Raw genomic sequence first — 17665 nt, forward strand, 5'->3', positions numbered from 1 at the left:
TCCAGAAAGTGGCTTGAAATGGTGTCCACCAAAAATAGGTGCACACCATGCCGCTATCTGGAAGAAGCGGGGAGATGGGTTCGGCGGACGGTTACAATGGAGCAGCGAAAGCCTGCTCTGAGTCGTTTAGAAGTCGTGGAGAAATCGTGAGCCGCTTCCCAATTCTTGGCGGACGGAACAAGCGAAGCGGGAACCTACAGTGGCTCTTTCAGTCTATGGCGCAATTCTCGCCGTAAGGCGGTTCTGTCCTCGAGGTGTCTATGAAGTCTCTGCAGTTGCTCCTCCTCTCCCTCGGCCTGGCTAGCGGCGGTTCTGCCATGGCGAGCAACACCGAAGCCGCTGTCGGCGGCGCACTGGGTGGTGCGCTCGGCTCGGTCGTCGGTGAGCACCTCGGCGGTTCGACGGGCGCCACGATAGGTGCGGGTGTCGGTGGCGCCGCGGGCGGCATGGTCGGCGCCGACAAGCGCAGCCGTACCGAAGCGGCCATCGGCGGTGGCCTGGGCGCAGCGGGCGGCAACGTCATCGGTCAGCGTGTCGGTGGCAGTACCGGTGGCCTGATTGGCGCAGCCGTGGGTGGTGGCGCAGGTGGAGCTATCGGCAACGCCTACGGCGACGATGACGACTATCGAGACCGCCGCTACCGGGACGAGCGCCGTTATCACGGCCACCCTGGCAAGGCCAAGGGTCACTGGAAACACAAACACAAACATCACGACTAAGTAGCCGCTCCGTATCGCCGAGCGGGTCAGATCTGCTGACCGCCACAGCTCGGCCCTACGGAGATATCCGGAATGCCTGGCGGGCCGGAGTCATTCAGCCACGACCACCAGCGCTTCCAGTGCCTGACGCAAACCACTCGGAATCGGGGTCGGTCGGTTGCTGGCGCGGTCCACGAACACGTGCACGAAGCGCCCCGCCGCACAGGCCTGCGCCTCGCCTGCCTTGAAGATCGCCAGCTCGTACTTCACCGAACTGTTGCCGAGCTTGCCGACACGCAACCCTACGTCCAGCAAATCCGGAAAGGCGATCGAGGCGAAGTAGTCGCAGGACGAACTGACCACAAAGCCCACCACCTCACCTTCATGAATATCCAAGCCACCACGTTCGATCAGGTAGGCGTTCACCGCGCTATCGAAATAGCTGTAATAGACGACGTTGTTCACGTGGCCGTAAATATCGTTGTCATGCCAGCGCGTGGTGATGGGCTGGAAGTGGCGGTAGTCGGCGCGCAGGTGCTGCGGTTGTTCAGCCATTGGAAAATCCTTGGTTTGGCAGAGCGCTGCGCCGCACGAACGCGACGCAACGCTTGGCTTAGTAAGCCGCGCGGTAGATCGCCAGCGCGTCAGCCTCGGTCACTTCGCGCGGGTTGTTGACCAGTAGCCGCTGCTGCAGCATCGCCTCCTTGGCCAGTTGAGGGAGCATGTCCTCGGGCACACCGGCATCGCGTAGACGAGTCGGCAGGCCGACGCGGGCGCTCATCTGCTCGAACTCATTGATCAGCTGTTCAGCGTAGGTGGACGGATCATCCTTGCGCAGCCGGTCGCCGAGGATGATCGGCGCCAGCTCGCCGTAATGGGTCGTCGCCGCGCTGACGTTGAAGCGCAGCACCTGCGGCAGTACCAGCGCGTTCGACAGCCCGTGCGGAATATGGAAGTTGCCACCCAGTGGATAGGCCAAGGCATGCACTGCTGCCACCGGCGCATTGGCGAACGCCTGGCCCGCCAGGCAGGCGCCAAGCAGCATGGCCTGGCGCGCCTCGCGGTTGCTGCCGTTGTGCACGGCCTCGTCGAGGTTTGCCGCCAGCAGACGCAGCGCCTCACGGGCCAGCAGGTCCGACATCGGGTTCTTTTTCAATGCACTGGTATAGGCCTCAATGGCGTGCACCATGGCGTCGATGCCGGTGGCTGCGGTGACTGCAGGCGGTAAACCGAGGGTGAGATCGGCATCGAGCAGCGCCAGATCGGGCAGCAGCAGAGTCGATACCACACCCATTTTGGTGGTTTCGCCAGTGGTGATGATGGCGATCTGCGTGACTTCCGATCCGGTGCCCGCCGTTGTCGGCACTTGGATCAGCGGCAGACGACGGCCCTTGGCGTTGCCGACGCCGTAGATGTCCTGCAGTGATTGGGCACAGGCCGGATGCGCCAGCAACGCCACCAGCTTGGCGACGTCCATGGAGCTGCCGCCGCCGAAGCCGATGATGAGATCGGCTCCCACTGCCCGGGCCTGCTCCACCGCCGTCATGACGATGTGTTCAGGCGGGTCGGCGATTACCTGATCGTAGATCGCAACTGCCAAGCCTTCGCTTTCGAAGCCAGGCAAGACCTCATTGAGCAATCCGAAACGGGTAATGCCCGGATCGGTGACGACCAATACGGAACGCGCCCCGCGCTCCTTGCAGAGGCTGGCCAACCGGCGAGAAGAGCCGGGCTCACAGATCAATTGCGCAGTTGTGGCAAAGCTGAACGGATGCATGCTGCCTCCTGATTGTTTTGATTCGGCGTCGGTGACGGCCTATCGAAAAGCGCCCTCACCCCAGCCCTCTCCCAGGGGGAGAGGGGGTATTTCCGTGTTGTTGCCCAACCGCGCGGCTTGGCCCTCACTCGGTCAACCCCCTCGCCCCTTTGGGGAGAGGGTTGGGGTGATGGGGCTGTCGCGCTCGCCCACCCAACCTCACTCAAAACGCAAAATCCGTCTCTGGCAGCGCCATCAAACATTCGGCCCCACCCTGAATCGCTTCCCGATGCGCACTCGCGCGCGGCAGTACACGGCGCAGGTAGAAATCCGCACTTGCCAGCTTGGCCTGATAGAACGCCTCTTCACCGGTCCCCTGCTCCAACGCATCCTGCGCGCGCGCCGCGGCCTTGAGCCACAGCCCGGCCAACAACACATAAGCCGAGTACTGCAGGAAATCCACCGACACCGCGCCGATTTCCTGCGGATCGCGGCCGGCCGCGGCGATGATCTCAGCACTCAGATCACGCCATTCGCCGATACGCGCCTGTACCTTGCTTGCCATCTCGTGCAGCGCCGGTCGGTCGATCTGGCGGTCGCAGAGCTCGCTAAACTCCGCCTGCAGCGCCGAGAGTTCCGCGCCACCATCACCGAGCAGCTTGCGACGGATGTAGTCCAGCGCCTGGATACCATTGGTCCCTTCGTAGAGCTGGGTGATGCGGCTGTCACGCATCAACTGCTCCATGCCCCACTCGCGGATATAGCCGTGACCACCGTAGACCTGCACGCCGAGGCTGGCGACTTCCTGGCCCATATCGGTGAAGAACGCCTTGACGATGGGTATCAGCAGCGCTGCGCGCTTGCTCGCCGCCTTGCGATAGCTCGGCTCGGGATGTCCGTGCTCGAGGTCCAGTTGCTGGGCGCAGTAGGCCGCCAGCATACGGCTCCCTTCAACCAGCGTTTTCTGCGTCAGCAGCATCCGCCGCACGTCTGGATGGACGATGATCGGGTCAGCCACCTTGTCCGGATGCTGAGCGCCCGCTAGCCCGCGCGACTGCAAGCGTTCGCGGGCATAGGCAAGCGAGCCCTGATACGCCTGTTCGGCAATGCCCAGCCCCTGCAGCCCGACCTGGAAACGCGCGTCGTTCATCATGGTGAACATGCAGGCCAGGCCCTGGTTGGGTTCGCCGACGATCCAGCCGGTAGCGCCATCGAAGTTCATCACGCAGGTGGCCGCGCCCTTGATACCCATCTTGTGCTCGACGGCACCGCATGACAGCGCGTTGCGCTCGCCCGGCGTGCCATCGGCATTGGCGATGAACTTGGGCACCAGCAGCAGGCTGATGCCTTTCACACCGCCCGGCGCATCCGGCAGGCGCGCCAGCACCAGATGCACGATGTTGTCGCTCATGTCGTGCTCGCCGCCGGAAATGAAGATCTTGCTGCCGCTGACCTTGTAGCTACCGTCCGCTTGGGGTTCGGCCCGGGTGCGCAGCAGGGCGAGGTCGGTGCCCGCCTGCGGCTCGGTCAGGCACATGGTGCCGCTCCAGGTGCCGCTGACCAGCTTTTCCAGATAGGCATTTTTCAGCTCGTCGTTGCCGTGCTTGTACAGCGCCAGCACCGCGCCCTCGGTGAGGCCCGAGTAGATGCGGAAGGACAGGGACGCGCCCATCAGCATCTCGTGGAAATTGCAGGCCACCAATTGCGGAAAGCCCTGACCACCATACTCGGTCGGCCCGGTCATGCTCGCCCAGCCGTTGTCGACGTACTGTTTGTAGGCCTCGACGAAACCCTGCGGCGTGCGGACCTCACCGTTTTCCAGGGTCACGCCCTCTTCGTCGCTGTTGCGATTGAGCGGCGCGATCTCGCCGCCGGTGTAGCGCGCCGCTTCTTCCAGCACGCCGTCGATCAGCTCGCGGTCCAGGCCGTTGCCAAGCAATTCGCAATGGCCGGTGGCATCGAACAGTTCGTGCAACACGAAGCGCATGTCACGCAGGGGGGCCTTGTATTCCACGCTCAAGCCTCCTTCTTGTAGTCGACGAAGCTGCCGCCGAGTGTGGCCAGGCTGTCGATCAGTTCGGCAGGCTGCCAGTGCTCGCCGTGCTGCTCGGCCAGGGCATTCAGGCGATCACGAACGGCCGGCAGGCCCTGACGATCGGCCCAGGTCATCGGCCCGCCGACTTCGGCGGGGAAGCCGTAGCCGTAGAGATAGACGGTGTCGATATCGGCGCTGGACTCGGCCATGCCTTCCTCGAGGATCTTGGCGCCTTCGTTGACCAGCGCCAGCAGGCAGCGCTCGAGGATTTCCTCACTGCCAATCTCGCGACGCTCATAGCCGAGCCGCTCGGACTCACGCTGCACCAGCGCGTCGACCTCAGGATCGTGCTCGGCCTGGCGACTGCCCTCGGCGTAACGGTAGTAGCCCATGCGGGATTTCTGCCCAAAGCGGCCCAATTCACAGAGGCGATTGTCGACCTGCACCTCAGGCTCATCCTGGCCCTTGCCGGACAGCTGACGCGCACGCCACTCTAGGTCGATGCCGACCACGTCGTACATGCGGAACGGCCCCATGGCGAAACCGAAGCCCTGCAGCGCGGCGTCCACCTGATGCGGGTAGACACCTTCGAGCAGCATCATCCGCGCCTCGCGCACATAGGTGGCGAGCATCCGATTGCCGATGAAGCCCGGGCAGTTGCCGGCGATTACGCTGACCTTGCCCATGCGCTTGCCGAGCGCAGTGGATGCTTCGAGCACCGCGTTGGAAGTCTTCGCGCCGCGGACGATCTCCAGCAGCTTCATGATGTGCGCCGGGCTGAAGAAGTGCAGGCCCACGACCTGCTCGGGGCGACCTGTGACTGCGGCGATGGCGTCGATATCCAGCGCCGAGGTGTTGCTGGCAAGGATGCCGGTCGGCTTCACGATGCCGTCCAGCTCGCGAAAGATCTTCTGCTTCAGCTCGAGGTTTTCGTAGACCGCCTCGATCACCAGATCCACATCAGCCAGCGCCTGGTAATTCGCTGCCTTGGCGATACGTCCGCGACGCGCCTGCGCCTCGGCCTCATCGATACGGCCCTGACGCACATTGTGCGCGTAGGTGTCAGCCACCGCGCCCAGCGCCTGCTCGAGCATCTCGGGATTGTTGTCCAACCACAGCACCTGCACCCCGGCGTTGGCCAGGCTCATGACGATACCGCGGCCCATGGTGCCCGCGCCGATCACGGCAGCGGTCTGGATATCGAAGCGGGTTTGGCTCATTGCAGCAGTCCTCGTCGCAAGGCAGAAAAAACTGGAGACCAACCATAGACGAAGACGCTACTATTTTTGAAATTTAGTCTTGTGATGTTTCAGATTCATCAGATGAATATCTACAACTTCGATCTCAATCTCCTCCGCGTGCTAGACGCCCTGCTGCGTGAGCGCAACGTTTCCCGTGCCGCCGAGCGACTGTCGCTCAGCCAACCGGCGGTCAGCAATGCGCTCAGTCGCCTGCGTGAATTGCTCGATGATCCACTGCTGGTGCGTGTGGGCCGGGCCATGCAGCCCACCCCTCGAGCACTGAGCCTGGAAGCGCCCATTCGCGATGCCTTGCAGCAGATTGAACACACGCTCAACGCCGGTGATTTTTTCGATCCGGCCACCAGTCGACAGCGCTTCGTCATCGCCGTGACGGACTACGTAGAACTGATCTGCATGCCCGCGCTGATGGCGCATCTGGCGAATGTGGCGCCGGGCATCCAGCTGGCTATCCAGCACCTGACGCCCTCCCTGCCCGCCGAAGCGCTGGATAACGGGGAGATCGATCTGTCAGTCGGACGGTTCCTCGATGTCCCGACCCGCTTCCACAGCCGCCGCTGGGCCAGCGAAACGCTGCAGGTCGCGCTACGCCAACACCATCCACTGATCGACGGTGAACTTGATCTGCCGGCGTTCCTGCGGCTGCGCCATCTATGGGTTCATGGTGGGCAGACCCGCGGCATGGTGGATCAGTGGTTGACAGATCACGATCTTGAGCGGGAGGTCGTCTACACCACGCCCAACTACCTGCAGGCGGCGCATATCGTTGCCAGCAGCGACCTCGCCGCTGTGCTACCGACCGAGCTCGCCCGGCATTTCGCAGGGCTGCTGCCCTTGCAACTGTTCGATCTGCCCTTCGATCTCGGCACCTTCCAGCTGGACATCGTCAGCGTTGCCCAGCGCGAGCGGGACGCGGCGCTGCAGTGGCTGATCGAACAGATAGCGGCGGTGGGCAGAAACCGCACAGGTGAGCGATAGTCCGATAGCGCGGACGCGCTGGGTGCAGCCCGTACTTTTCCAGCGCAAAACAAAAAACCCGCCGAAGCGGGTTTTTCCTGACCATTCCGAATCCTTCCGGGTGCCCTCCTGGCGATGGTCGATCCTCCTTGATCCTGAGCGCGTCCTGCGCTTCAGAGATGGGCATAGATTAGTGATCTCATGGCGACGGCAAAAGAGCGAATGGCTGGGATCCTTGTAAGCCTTTCGCTATAGCTGAAACAAACGCATTGTTCCGCTGTCTCGCTGCGGCTGTGCCCCCGATGGCGGTAGCAAGTGCCAACGGAATACCGCCACGGCGATCGGCCCCGCTTGCCGGGGCTGATCGCCGGCTCATCACTTCTTGAGGAAATCCAGCAAATCCTGGTTCAGGCGGTCCTTGTGCGTATCTGCCAGGCCGTGGGGCGCCCCTGGATACACGATGAGTTCAGCACCCTTGACGATAGCCGCCGAGGCACGGGCAGAAGTATCAATCGGCACGATCTGATCGTCATCACCATGAATCACCAGCGTGGGCACATCGAACTTTTTCAAGTCCTCCCGGAAATCAGTGGCCGAGAACGCCGCGATCGAATCGTAGGTGTTCTTGTGGCCCGCCTGCATGCCCTGCACCCAGAAGGACTGGATCAGCCCCTGTGATGGCGTTGCACCTGGCCGGTTATAGCCAAAGAAGGGGCCGGATGCGATATCCAAATACAGCTGCGAACGGTTGTCCAGCGAAGCCTGGCGCAGCCCGTCGAACACTTCCAGCGGGACGCCATTGGGGTTGCTCTCGGTCTTGAGCATCAGCGGCGGCACCGAGGCGACCAGCACTGCTTTCTTCACCCGATCCGTGCCGTGGCGACCAATATAGCGTGCCACCTCACCGCCACCGGTCGAGAAGCCGACCAGCGTGGCGTCCTTCAGGTCCAGCGCTTCGAGGACAGCCGCAAGGTCATCGGCGTAGTGATCCATGTCGTTACCTTCCCATGGCTGGCTGGAGCGGCCATGCCCACGGCGGTCATGAGCAACGACGCGATAGCCTTTCGATGCCAGGAACATCATCTGAGACTCCCAGCTATCCGAGTTCAGCGGCCAGCCGTGGCTGAACGTGACCACCTGGCCATCGCGTGGCCCCCAATCCTTGTAGTAAAGGCTGACACCATCTTTGGTCGTGACGTAGCTTTCAGAGCGCTCGCTGCCAAGGACCGCTGCGGTGGTGCCGCCAGCGACTTGGGACGCTTCAGCTGCAACAGCTGTGACCAGGGTAAGTGCGGCGAGAGCCAGTGCGCGATTCAGTGTGCTCATGGTCGTTTCCTCGATGGGTAGATGGCTTTACGGTCGGCGGTGTGTGCCGGCCGATGGAGCTATCTTGCCCATCAGAGAAAGCCGTATGGATTCATAAACTCTCTGAAATGATGCAGATCGTCTAATCGAGTCACGATCGAGCTAGGAAAGCGCGGATTGCCGTAACCGAGGATCTGAGACGCGAGATGGTTGATCACCCACGAAGATATGGTCTGTCCCAGCTACGCAGTGCTCTGCGTGTGAACATCATCACTGAAGATCAAGCGGAGCATTACGCAGCTAAAAGCAGCGTTGTGGCCAGCACTTCAGGCGTCCGTATCGGCTGACCGTTGCACTGAAAACGGATGGTGGAATACGGGCATATCCGCTCCACAATAATCGGAGATTGATTAATTATTGAACGTATTGAGCAAGTAAATTATTGAGTTCATAAGCGCCGCTAAACGAATTAAGGACTTGAATAATCACTTCAGTTAAAACGCCAGATATCAATGCAAATAAACAAAAGCTGTACTTATATTTTTATCTGCGTATATTGGTCGTCACTGCTTCGCAATTAACACTTCGACACCCGGCTTGATGTTACTGTTTCATCTCCTCGGTTCGTTTTGCTTCTCGCTTCTCAGTCTCGGCGCCGAACGGTTCAGCGCTGTAGCCTTAAAACACCTGGGAGATACTCATGTCTACTCGTCAAAGCGGCACTGTAAAATGGTTCAACGATGAAAAAGGTTTCGGCTTCATTACGCCGACCGACGGCAGCGAAGACCTGTTCGTTCATTATCGTTCGATCGAAAGCGCAGGCTTCAAAAGCCTGAGCGAAGGCCAAGCGGTTTCTTTCATGGCCACTAAAGGTCAGAAAGGAATGCAGGCCGATCAGGTTCAAGTCTCTTAAGACGCCTGATTAGAAAAAGCCTCGCTTCGGCGGGGCTTTTTTACGTCCGAATTATTTAATTCACGCATAGAAACTAGTCGACCCGGTATTGGTTCGATCACGCATTGTCATCTCCTGGCAGACAAACCATGAGGCAATCGGTCATCGGGACGGGGCGGGACGGCGAAAGCTCCGCGCTGAAAAATCAAAAACCCGCCGAAGCGGGTTTTTTCTGGCCTGTCCGAGTCCTTGCGAGCGCCATCCAGGGCGGGGGCCGATCATCCTGATCCTGAGCGCGTCCTGCGCTTCAGAGTGAGGCCAGAATAACCGGGGACGAAGCAGTCCCTGAATAGCGATACCCCTGCGCCGGATGTAAGCCGTGACCCTAGATCAGCTTGAGACATGACCAGAGCCGCACGCTAAAAAGGGCCTTCAGATTCGTCGAAACCCACGCCACCCCTACCGTTGCGCTGTAGGCGCGTTCGACGACCGGGCGGATCGCGCGCCAAGCGAGTCGTTTAGCGCGAACGGCGCGCAGGTCAGCCTAAGGATTGTCGCGCCGGAGCCTGTGCATGGCATCAGTGCTCGCTCATATCGAGCACCGGACCGATAGGCAGGACTCGAATGCATGCCCGACACAGCCTATTGGCCGTAGCATTGACCAGCTCGCGTGGCCTCACTGCATGCTGCGTATCGGTCGGATACGAGCTACGCGATAGGGCTTGCCGCTTGCTCCATCGAAACCGCCCTGCGATCGAGCGAGCCGGCGCCCTTGGGCGGGGTGCAGAAAAGCAAAAACCCGCCGAAGCGGGTTTTTTCTGACCTTTCCGAATCCGTTCGAGCGCCTTCCTGGCCATGGTCGATCGTCCTGATCCTGAGCGCATCCTGCGCTTCAGAGTGGGCATAGATTAATTACTTCAGCCCCAAAGCTGAAGCGGCGATCTGCGCAGGTTGTTGTAAGCCTTTCGCTATTGATGCATCACCGATCGGACACCGAAGCCATTGCGGAGCAGCCCGGTCAGATCCGACAACTGTGCTAATTGTCGCCGTTAATACAGCGAAAAATCGCTAACTAGAAGGTATCTAGCAACGTTACGCATCGCCCAGCACGCTGATTTAGCTGTGGTCTGCCTGTAAGCAAAGGGCGCTTCGAGAACCGCCCTATAGCCCTACGTTTTGCCAGTATTACTCCTATCGGCTTTCGGTTTCGCAACTCGAGGCCGACTTGCGGTATCGACTCGGATGCCAGTAACCCGACAGCAGTGGTAGCGGCGGTCCGTGCCAACCGCGGCGTCGCAGCTGCGTGGCGATTAGCGCATTCATGATCTTGTGCCCCATCAACAACACGCTGCCATGGGTTTCTGCCAGTTCGATGAGCTTGTCTGCAGCCGCACTGGCCCGTCGCTTTGATTCGCTGACCGGTTCGGTGTGACGCGCGAAACCGAGAAACCAGGCTGTCCGAAAAGTGATGCGCCAGACACGCGAAGGCATTAACGGATACGCCCAGTCGGGATAAGGCAGGTGCGCCTCGGCGAACAACGGGTCGGGCTGGTGCAGGCATTGGCAGTTCAGGTGCTCGCGAGACTCCACGCAGCGCATCAGCGAGCTGCAAACCACGGTGCCGGCCGCATCGGCGAGTCGCAGCAGGGACTCGGGCCGCTCACCAGCGACGACACTGGCGGCGTTGTAACGCTCGACCCAATCCTTCATGCCGGCCGGCGTGCTCCACGGGTCGGCACTGTGGTCAGGCCGCCCGTGACGCACCAGGATGATCTGCATGACGGGGCTACCAGACGGGACGATACCTATTCGAAACGTAACGGCAAAGCCGGTTCCGGGCTGTTCAAAAGATAACGGGACCGATGCGGTTACGGGTGGGAAGGCCCTGGCAGAAGACCAGGGCCGAACGCCTTACTTATCGAGGGCTTCCTGTTTTTCCAGGAAATCTTCTTCGAGCATCGCATCCTTTACCGCCTGCGGCTGCTCATCCAGCAACGGATCATTGATCTCACCACCTGAGAGCACCTTGGTATCCAGTTTGCCCATCAGGTGTTCAAGCGCATGACGCATCTTCTCTACAGCGCCATCGACCGCAAGCTGCAACGACTCGGCTTTGTGGGTGACCGACACGGCCTGATGGCCCTTAGGGCGCGCTTCTATCTGGCAGCGCTTGTCATCAGCGCCAGCCTTTTGTGCATTCTCGTCGCTGACGTGCACTTCGATGCGAGTGAGGAAATCGTCGAAGCGCTCCAGCCGCTCCTCTACGGTCGAACCGACCCATTCATGCAGCTCGACGCTGCCGGGGATGTGGTGGCTGTTGACTTGGACATGCATACGACTACTCCTGATTGATGACGTACCTACTAGGGTTCGAGGCGTCTGTACCGCCGAGGTTCAGCGGCTTCGTCTGTATGAATTGTCGCCAGACGTTGATTGGCCTCGCCTGACGCAGGTCAGTGAAGCCGCGCGCCGGGCACAGGCGTCGTCTCGCGCCCATGATCATCAGCCGCTACGCCTCTTCAACTGATGTCATTCGCCCCCGGTTCGCCTACTCGCCTGATCGGCCTGCGCACCGAGCCGCCAACCCACCGCGCCCCAGACCGCCGCACCCACCGCGCCGACCAGGGCAACCAGCCAGACACCGTGGCCGAGGCTGTCGAGAAGGGCTTTGGCCCAACCGCTCAGAGCATCACCACCGCGATAAACCACCGTATCGATGAAATTCTTCGCTTTGTATTTGCTCTCGGCATCCAGCGGTGCGAAAAGCATCTCCCGACCCGGGCGGACAAAGGCATATTCGCCGACGCGACGCACGATCATCACCGCCGCCAGCACAGCAAAGCTCGGCGCTAGCGCCAGTCCGATGAAACCCAGGCAGACCAGCGCCGGTACCGCAGTGAGTAGCACTCTGACCCCTAGTCGCTGGGCGATGCGCCCGGTAATGAACAGCTGCGACAGCAACGCGCCAGCCTGCACCACGAAGTCGATTGCGCCGAAGACTCGCACCTGCTCGGCGCGGTCGGGAAACAGCTCGGCTACCAACCGCGCCTGCTCGAAATAGAGGAACGTACTGGCGGTGGTCAGCAGCAGCACGAAAGCTGCAATGCCCAGCAGGTAGCCCGAACCGAGCACCCTTGTCAGGCCACTGAACGGATTGCCCGCCACCGGCCGCTTTGGACTCTCGGCATGCTCCGCGCCGGGCCTGCCCGCGCCCAACACCTCGCGCCAATCCATCAGGTAATGCTTGACCGCCACCGCAGCCGCCAGCAACAGCGCGGCCAACAGCATCAGCCCAAACTGGCCAAGCACGCCCACCAGCAGGGCGCTCATGGCAGGCCCGACCAGCCCGCCGACACTGGCACCAGCGGCGATGAAGGCGAACAGCCGGCGCGCCTGAGGCGCGTCAAAAACATCGGCCATCAAGCTCCAGGCCACCGACACCACAAACAGGTTGTAGACCGAGATCCACACATAGAACACCCGTGCCAGCCAGACGCTGTCGTCGAGCAGGAAGAACAGCGTGGCGAACAGCAACAGGTTGCTGCAGAAGAAGCCGTACACCCAGTCGATGTAATGGATGCGCGCCACCCGCGAGTTGAGCCAGGCGAACAGCGGAACGGCCAACAGCATGGAAAAAAAAGTCGCGGTGAACAGCCATTGCAGGTTGTCGACGCCCCCCTGAATCCCCATGGACTCACGAATCGGTCGCAGCATGAAGTAGCCGGAGAACAGGCAGAAGAAAAGGCCGAACCCAGCCAGTGCCGCACTCAGCTCACCGGGACGGGCATCGATCGTAACTGCTGCGCGCGCAGCGAGCGACTTCATTAATCAGCCTCCGCTGAAGCCTCTCCAACCCTCCTCATTGAAAGGCTTCGACGATCATTTCTCGCTGGCGGGCGTCCGGCAAACGGTCCTGCCCGGCCAGGATGTTGTCGGCCATGTAACGCGGATTGGAGGTGGCGGGAATCACCGTGGTCACCGCCGGCTCAGCGAGAATGAACTTGAGCAACAGCTGTGCCCAGGAAGTGGCATCGACATCCGACGCCCAGATCGGCAGTGGCTTGCCCTTGACCCGCGAGAGCAGGTTGCCGCGGGTAAAAGGCCGGTTGATTAGCGTGGCAATGCCGTTATCAGCGCAATACGGCAGCAATCGCTTTTCGGCGTTGCGCTCGCTGACCGAATAGTTGAACTGAACGAAGTCGACCGGCTCCTGCTTGAGCACCTCGAGCAACCGATCATGGGCGGATTCGACATAGTGCGTCACGCCGATATAACGGATGCGCCCCTGTTCCTTGAGCTCGCGCAACAGGCCCAGTTGGGTGCGCGTGTCCTGCAGGTTGTGCACTTGAATCAGGTCGATCATGTCGGTCTGCAGCGTCTCGAAACTCTTCTCGATCTGTGCCAGACCACGCTCACGGCCAGTGGCGGAGACCTTGGTCGCGAGGAAAACCTGACCACGCACGTCACGACGCTGGATCAGCTCGCCCACCACGCGATCGGCATTGCCGTAGCTCGGCGCGGTATCGATCACCTTTGCGCCACCTTCGACGAAGACTCGCAGCACATCCAGCAAGGCCTGCATGTCAGGACCGTCGACGCGGATGTCATGCGTACGCGAGGTGCCCAGCCCGATCACCGGAAGCAATTCGCCGGAGGCAGGGATCGGCCGCACTCGCAACGATTCAGCGGCTCTTCCCAGCAAGGGCAACAGCGGCCCGAGGGTGGCAACAGTGGCTAACAGGGCGGAACGATGGAGCAGCTGACGGCGAGTCTGCATGAGTAGGTCTCCGGGTCGGGCGGTGGCGGCGACGTTTGAGTATGGTCGACGCCGCACGACGCACCGGTAGATCCGATGACCAGAGCTTTTCTGTATGTGACAGCGCAGTGAGAGCAGACCGCCCAAGATGCGCAGCTTTCAAGGACAGGCAGCCCATCGGCTCGGCCGCACAGTAGTGGCATTATGCTTTCATTTAAGTTCTACTTCGCCGCGCCAAACTGGCAAGCATCGGCTCAGCTCGACCCATAAGCTGCGGCTTGCTTCCTATCGAGAGAACGATGCACCCAACCCCTTCACGCCTCAGCGGGCAACCGACCAGCGCAGCGCCATTGAAACAGCGCCGCAGAAGACAGCGCCTGATCAGCCTGGCCTATGCCCTGGGGCTGCTGCTGGTGTTTCTGCTCAGTCTGTTGCTGTTACCGGACGACGCCGGGCTGGGCAAGCTGCTCTGGGGCGCACGCGGTCCCGGCTAGCCGATCGCCACGAACCACGGGAGCGGTCAGACCTGGAAACGTCCCACCAGAGCAGCCAGACTCTGAGACAGCCCCGACAATTGCTGACTGGCCTGCATGCTTTTCGATGAATTAGCGGCCGCATCATCGGATAGATCTCGGATATCGCTGATGTTGCGGGCAATCTCCTCGGTGACGCTGCTCTGCTCCTCACAGGCCGTGGCAATCTGCGCCGCCATGTCATTGATGCGCTGAACCGACTGCGTCGTATCCGCCAGCACCTGATCGACGCCCGATGCCCGCTCGACACTGTCACGTGCCTTATCACTGCCGATTTGCATGGCTTGCACTGCCTTGCTGACACCACTTTGCAGGCGCTCGATACGTGCCTGGATATCCTTGGTTGAATCCTGAGTACGGCCCGCCAACGCTCGCACCTCGTCCGCCACCACGGCGAAACCACGACCCTGCTCGCCGGCACGGGCGGCCTCGATGGCGGCATTCAGCGCCAGCAGGTTGGTCTGCTCGGCAATACCGCGAATCACTTCAAGCACCGCACCGATGCTGGCGGTCTCTTCAGCCAGTGCCTCAATGGTTTTCGAGGTGCTTTCCACATCCTGAGCCAGCTGACGGATCGACTGGACGGTACTGCTGACCACGGCAGCGCCCTGGCTTGATTGTTGTTGCGCGTCGCGTGCCGCATCCGAGGCGTTCTGTGCATTCAGCGCGACCTCGTGCACCGCAGCGCTCATTTCCGTGGCAGCTGTGCTGACCTGGTCCACGGCGGCGTGCTCGCTGTTGATCAATTGATCATTGGTCGCTGCCATCCGCGCCATGTCACGTGCAGCCGTATCGACTTCTGCAGTCACCCGACCGACTTCGGCGATCAGTGGTTGCAGCTTGTCGAGAAAGCGATTGAACGCATTACCGAGCTGGCCCAGCTCGTCAGCCGAGCGAACGTCCAGGCGGGCGCGCAGATCGCCGTCGCCCTCGGCGATCTGCTGAACGCGATCGAGCAGCCGGCGCAGCGGCTTGAGCACCACCAACGGCAGGCCGAGCACCAGCAGCACGCAGCCCAGCAAACCGATCACCAGCAGCGTGCCCTGTTGCGCCTCGGTGCTCGCACCCTCGGCGATCGCCGCCGCGCCGATCGCGTAGGCAGCTTCATCCTCCAGGTTGCCGAGCTGGTCGATGGCGTCACGCATGCTGTCGAAGCGGGCCTCGCTGTCGCCGAAGCTCAACGTGCTGGCCGCCTGCGGGTCGAGGTCGATCTGCTCGATGACCCGCTGCGACACCGCCGACCATTGGGCGAACCCGCGGTTGAATTGCTCGACCAGCGCCATGGCCTCAGGCCCCGGCTGCATGGCCGCGTATTTCTGCACCCGGTCGTAGGCCTGCTGAAGATTTTCCGCGTGGCTGGCCTTGAGTGCCTCGAGGTGATCCCCCGCATCGCTGTCGAGCAGGCTGCGCTCGGCGACGAAGGCTTGGTAGAGGTCGCGATCGGCATTGAGCAGCAGGCTGATGGCAGGCAGATGCCGCGACGCGAGCCGCTCGCTGGAATCGGCGACGCGCTCGATGCCGCGTATGCCAAAGACACCCATTAGCACCAGCAGGATGGCGAGCGCCGCGATGGGCAGGGTGATTTTCCAGCGGAATCCGAGATCGACGAACAGGCGGGGCATAACAGTGCTCCTTGGCAGGCTTATCCATGGCTATCGGCCGCGATGGGTGCGGCAACAGGTCACCCGTCGACCATTGCACAGCGACCGCTGCGCTCCGTTGAGTCAGATCAACCCGCTCGGTAGACGGCGCGGCAAGGCCGGACCGGGCCAGCGAGACCTACCGGTACTTTCGGATGAATGCCAAGGTTGCATGGCGATCTTTTCCCCTGCGGCCGATAACGTGTCAGACGGCGATACCGCCGAGCGGTCTGCAGGCGGCCCTGTCGAAGCCGATAACCTGAACAGCCGATCAGCGTTTCGACCGGTGCGGGAGCGGGCCGCTGTTCCGCTTCGTCCTACCAAGCGCGAGTAATGCCCATGTTTACGCTCTCCCGATTCAAGCCAGGCCACACGCAAACCAACGGCACGGCGAGCCTGCTCTGCTCGGCTCAGCAGCTCTCACAGCAGCTCGCCGCCCTGCACTTCAACCCGACCTACATTGCTGGCTTCGTCTCGCCCCATGTGAATCTGGATGAGGTGGCTCGGCAGGTATCGCAGCGCTTTCCGAACGCAACGATCAGCTTGTGTACCACCGCGGGCGAGCTGTCCAGCGAGGGCCAGCGGCTCTACTGTGCCACCGGCGCGCAGTGGGATCGGGTGGTGTTGCAACTGTTCGATGCCAGCATCATTGCCGCTGCCGAGATCGTCCGCGTGCCGCTGGAGTGCGAGGACATCCGCAGCGGGGGCCAGCGCCTGCCGATGGCTGAACGCATCGCGCGCCTCACGGCGACGATCAAACGCCTGCAGGTGTCGATGAAGATCGATTACCGCGACACCCTGGCCAATATCTTCTTCGATGGCCTTTCCGCCTCGGAGTCGTTCTTCATGGAGGCGCTGTACGAGTCGGGGCGCTTTCCCTGCCTGTTCGTCGGCGGCTCAGCCGGTGGCAAGCTGGATTTCAAGACGACCCAATTGCATGACGGCAAGCGCAGCTACCAGAACCACGCGCTGATCGTCTTCCTCAAGTGCGCGCGAGACGTGCGCTTCGGCGTGTTCAAGAGCCAGAACTTCGAGCCCACCCCACTCAGCCTGAGCGTACTCAGCGCCTCCCTGGAAGACCGCTACATCAGCCAGGTGGTCGACACTCGCGGCAACATCCGTACCATGGTCCAGGCGCTGTGCGAGGCGCTCAAATGCGCGCCGCAGGAGCTGGAGCAGCGGCTCTCGGACTACTCCTTCGCCATTCGCGTAGGCGAGGAAGTGTTTGTCCGCTCGATCTCGCAGATCGACTTCGCCAACGAGCGCGTGCACCTGTTCTGCGATGTGGCGCCCGGTGAAGAGCTGATCATGGTCAAGCGCACACCGTTGGCCGAGGCTACCCGCCGCGACTATCAGCAGTTCATGCGCAATAAACCTGGCAAGCCACTGGTGGGCATCCTCAACGACTGCATCCTGCGCCGGTTGAATAACGAACAGGCCCTGGGCGGCATGGACCCGGTGTTCGATGGCGTCCCCGTAGCGGGCTATTCCACATTCGGCGAGATCCTCGGACTTAACCTGAACCAGACACTGACCGCGGTATTCTTTTTCCGCACCAACGGCAAAGACGAATTCCACGACGAATACACCGATAACTTCATCGCCTATCACGGTGAGTTCAAGGCGTTTTTCCTGCGGCGGCAGATCAAGAAGCTCACTGGCCTGAGCCAGGTGGTGGTCAAGCAGATCGAGCAGTTCAAGCGCCAGGACTACAGCAGCGCAGTGGACGTCGGTGGGCTGGATGAGCACATACGCCCGGTGTTTCGCGGGCTGGCTGATCTGGGCCAGGTCCTGTCCCAGGCCGACGAGCAGCGCCGGTCCATTTCCGATCAAG

General features: G+C 61.4%; 14 protein-coding genes and 2 pseudogenes. 5 read left to right on the forward strand and 11 right to left on the reverse strand.

Annotated elements, in window-relative coordinates:
• Positions 1-260 precede the first annotated feature (260 nt).
• Positions 261-719, forward strand: coding sequence for a YMGG-like glycine zipper-containing protein (locus ACIGHL_RS17945; RefSeq protein ID WP_128119831.1), 459 nt, complete (start codon positions 261-263; stop codon positions 717-719).
• 90 nt (positions 720-809) lie between these two features.
• Here the strand turns inward: ACIGHL_RS17945 and ACIGHL_RS17950 are convergent, their stop codons facing one another.
• The 4 genes from ACIGHL_RS17950 to ACIGHL_RS17965 all read right to left on the reverse strand — a co-directional run bounded on the left by ACIGHL_RS17950 (position 810) and on the right by ACIGHL_RS17965 (position 5709).
• Positions 810-1253, reverse strand: a complete 444-nt coding sequence (locus ACIGHL_RS17950) for an acyl-CoA thioesterase (RefSeq protein WP_128119832.1) — start codon at positions 1251-1253, stop codon at positions 810-812.
• Positions 1254-1311: 58 nt separating this feature from the next.
• A complete protein-coding gene (locus ACIGHL_RS17955) occupies positions 1312-2475 on the reverse strand; it encodes an iron-containing alcohol dehydrogenase (RefSeq protein ID WP_128119833.1) in 1164 nt (387 codons plus the stop codon).
• Between the two features lie 202 nt (positions 2476-2677).
• Complete coding sequence (locus ACIGHL_RS17960) at positions 2678-4468, reverse strand: acyl-CoA dehydrogenase C-terminal domain-containing protein (protein ID WP_128119834.1); 1791 nt, start codon at positions 4466-4468, stop codon at positions 2678-2680.
• Between the two features lie 2 nt (positions 4469-4470).
• On the reverse strand, positions 4471-5709 hold the full coding sequence (locus tag ACIGHL_RS17965) for a 3-hydroxyacyl-CoA dehydrogenase (RefSeq protein WP_128119835.1): 1239 nt from the start codon (positions 5707-5709) through the stop codon (positions 4471-4473).
• Between the two features lie 102 nt (positions 5710-5811).
• On the opposite strand from ACIGHL_RS17965, the gene ACIGHL_RS17970 reads away from it, so the two are divergent.
• Positions 5812-6726, forward strand: a complete 915-nt coding sequence (locus tag ACIGHL_RS17970) for a LysR family transcriptional regulator (RefSeq protein ID WP_128119836.1) — start codon at positions 5812-5814, stop codon at positions 6724-6726.
• A gap of 354 nt (positions 6727-7080) precedes the next feature.
• Here the strand turns inward: ACIGHL_RS17970 and ACIGHL_RS17975 are convergent, their stop codons facing one another.
• Positions 7081-8031, reverse strand: a complete 951-nt coding sequence (locus ACIGHL_RS17975; RefSeq protein ID WP_128119837.1) for an alpha/beta fold hydrolase — start codon at positions 8029-8031, stop codon at positions 7081-7083.
• A gap of 679 nt (positions 8032-8710) precedes the next feature.
• On the opposite strand from ACIGHL_RS17975, the gene ACIGHL_RS17980 reads away from it, so the two are divergent.
• Complete coding sequence (locus ACIGHL_RS17980; protein ID WP_128119838.1) at positions 8711-8923, forward strand: cold-shock protein; 213 nt, start codon at positions 8711-8713, stop codon at positions 8921-8923.
• Positions 8924-10093: 1170 nt separating this feature from the next.
• Here ACIGHL_RS17980 and ACIGHL_RS17985 read toward each other — a convergent pair.
• The 4 genes from ACIGHL_RS17985 to ACIGHL_RS18000 all read right to left on the reverse strand — a co-directional run bounded on the left by ACIGHL_RS17985 (position 10094) and on the right by ACIGHL_RS18000 (position 13679).
• On the reverse strand, positions 10094-10681 hold the full coding sequence (locus ACIGHL_RS17985; RefSeq protein WP_128119839.1) for a histidine phosphatase family protein: 588 nt from the start codon (positions 10679-10681) through the stop codon (positions 10094-10096).
• 132 nt (positions 10682-10813) lie between these two features.
• Positions 10814-11236, reverse strand: a complete 423-nt coding sequence (locus ACIGHL_RS17990) for an HPF/RaiA family ribosome-associated protein (RefSeq protein WP_045423360.1) — start codon at positions 11234-11236, stop codon at positions 10814-10816.
• A 195-nt stretch (positions 11237-11431) separates the two neighbouring features.
• Positions 11432-12727, reverse strand: a complete 1296-nt coding sequence (locus ACIGHL_RS17995) for an NTP/NDP exchange transporter (RefSeq protein WP_128119840.1) — start codon at positions 12725-12727, stop codon at positions 11432-11434.
• A gap of 34 nt (positions 12728-12761) precedes the next feature.
• On the reverse strand, positions 12762-13679 hold the full coding sequence (locus tag ACIGHL_RS18000; RefSeq protein WP_128119841.1) for an aldo/keto reductase: 918 nt from the start codon (positions 13677-13679) through the stop codon (positions 12762-12764).
• 278 nt (positions 13680-13957) lie between these two features.
• On the opposite strand from ACIGHL_RS18000, the gene ACIGHL_RS18005 reads away from it, so the two are divergent.
• Positions 13958-14152 carry a hypothetical protein gene (locus tag ACIGHL_RS18005; protein WP_128119842.1) on the forward strand — a complete coding sequence of 65 codons (195 nt, stop codon included), beginning with the start codon at positions 13958-13960 and terminating at the stop codon, positions 14150-14152.
• A 26-nt stretch (positions 14153-14178) separates the two neighbouring features.
• Here ACIGHL_RS18005 and ACIGHL_RS18010 read toward each other — a convergent pair whose 3' ends face one another.
• Positions 14179-14967 (reverse strand): methyl-accepting chemotaxis protein, encoded by a 789-nt coding sequence (locus ACIGHL_RS18010; protein WP_499142251.1) that lies wholly within the window; start codon positions 14965-14967, stop codon positions 14179-14181.
• Positions 14968-15036: 69 nt separating this feature from the next.
• A pseudogene (locus tag ACIGHL_RS18015) lies at positions 15037-15813 on the reverse strand (MCP four helix bundle domain-containing protein); the annotation flags it as partial.
• Between the two features lie 357 nt (positions 15814-16170).
• Between ACIGHL_RS18015 and ACIGHL_RS18020 the strand changes: the two are divergent.
• Positions 16171-17325, forward strand: a pseudogene (locus tag ACIGHL_RS18020) (FIST signal transduction protein); the annotation flags it as partial.
• Positions 17326-17665: the final 340 nt, after the last annotated feature.

The organism is Pseudomonas sp. NPDC077451 (genome assembly GCF_044543345.1).
In the GTDB taxonomy this organism is placed as follows: Bacteria; Pseudomonadota; Gammaproteobacteria; order Pseudomonadales; family Pseudomonadaceae; genus Stutzerimonas.